Genomic DNA, 1,975 nt, shown 5'->3' on the forward strand with positions numbered 1-1,975 from the left:
TGGGCGTAAAAGTCTATACTGATACGCGGGTAACAGGAATCAAACTCTCTCCGAGAGGAGAGGTCACAGAAGTATTGACAGATAAAGGGGCCATCAAAACCGAATTAGTCGTTAATGCAGCCGGGATGTGGGCACCGCGTATTGCTGCGATGGCAGGTCTGTATTTCCCGACTACACCAGTGGATCATCAACATATCGCGCTTCAGGCCGTTCCTGGGTATGAATTCAACGCGGAAACTCCCTGTCTGCGCGATCCTGATAATCTGGTTTACATGCGGCAGGAACATGGAGGATTGGTGATTGGAGGATATGAACCAAATCCGCTGGAACGCTGGATTGACGGCGCCCCTTGGGAGCACGGTGGCGACACCCTGCCTCCCGATATGGACCGGTTTGAACAACTTCTTGAAGGAGCGATCCGCCGCCTGCCCTTCCTTGACCAGGCCGGCATCATTACGCTGGTCAACCACCCTGGTGCGTACACGCCTGATTGCCAGCCTGTGCTGGGACCGATGGCAGGAGTGCGCGGCATGTGGATGGCAGCTGGGATGTCACTCAATGGCTACGGCGGGGCAGGTGGGATTGGCAAATTGATGGCCGAGTGGATTATCGGTGGTGAGCCGACAATGGATGTATATTCCTACAAGGCTACCCGGTTCGGGAATTATTTTTCGGATCCCATCTATGCTGCAGAGCGAACACGTGAGAGTGTGAAATATTACTATCGTTTAAGATTCCCCAACGACGAACATGAATGGGCTAGACCGCACCGCGTCAGCCCCGTTCACCACCGCTTGCAGGAACTTGGTGCAGTCTTTGGCGAGAAATTCGGTTGGGAGCGTGTCAACTATATTCAGCCTGGTAAGCCCTGGCGGCGTATGGGCACAGATCAACGCAAGTGGGGCTGGGCCAAGCCACCATACTTCGAGCGTCTTAGGGATGAACACCAGGCCACCCGAGAACGGGTTTGCCTTTTTGACCTGACTCCCTTTGGCAAGATCGAGGTGAGGGGCAAAGCTGCGCTGCCTTTGCTCCAGCGTGTATCCGATAGTAATATGGACAAGCCTGTTGGCTCGGCTATGTACACGCAATTTCTCAATCCGAAGGGTGGGGTGGAAGCGGATCTTACTGTCACCCGTCTCGGAGAGGATACCTTCTGGGTCATCACCGGTTCGAGTTTCATTGCCAACGACATAGCCTGGTTACAGATGCATGCTGAAAAGGAGGATGGTGGAGTTTCCATCCGTGATATCACCGAAGAATGGGCTTGTCTTGCCTTGTGGGGACCAAAGGCCCGTCAGGTTTTGGAAAAGCTTACCCGGGACGATGTCTCAAATCAGGCGCAGCCCTATCTGATGACGAAACAAATTTCCATAAACGGAACTAAGCTCTATGCACAGCGGGTCAGCTATGCGGGCGAATTGGGTTGGGAATTATATGTTCCATACAACCGTGCCACGCCAGTTTGGGACTTGCTTATGGAAGCCGGTAAAGAATTTAACATCGAGGTTGGCGGATACAAGGTGCTGGATTCGCTGCGGCTAGAAAAAGGATACCGCTATTACACAGCCGACGTGACCCAACTCGAAACACCCTACGAAGCGGGCCTTGGCTTCTGTGTGGATTTGAACAAGAAAGATTTTATTGGGAAAGATGCGCTTCTCAGGCAAAAGGAAGCTGGAGTGAAACGTAAATTATGCACCCTGGTGCTGGATGGCGAAGATTTTACCCAGATTTACGGCGGTGAAGCAATCTATCACAATGGCAAGCTAATCACGCGTGTCCGCAGTGGTGGTTACGGATATACTCTCGAAAAGAATATTTTCTACGCGTATTTCCCCGTTGAATTGGCCAAAACCGGTACGCGTGTGGACGTGGAGCTGATCGAAGGACGTTATCAGGGCGAAGTGACCAAAACGGTCGTGTTCGACACCAAGGGCGAAAGATTGCGTGCTTAGGGTTTCAGAGATAAATA

The 1,975-nt window shown here is 52.2% G+C and carries 1 protein-coding gene; it reads left to right on the forward strand.

What is annotated here, in order from left to right; all coding sequences use genetic code 11:
• On the forward strand, positions 1-1,958 hold a 1,958-nt coding region (locus AC3DOM_RS14855), incomplete at its 5' end, for an FAD-dependent oxidoreductase (protein ID WP_487919826.1).
• Positions 1,959-1,975 lie beyond the last annotated feature (17 nt).

The sequence above is a fragment of the Candidatus Desulfolinea nitratireducens genome (assembly GCF_982879505.1).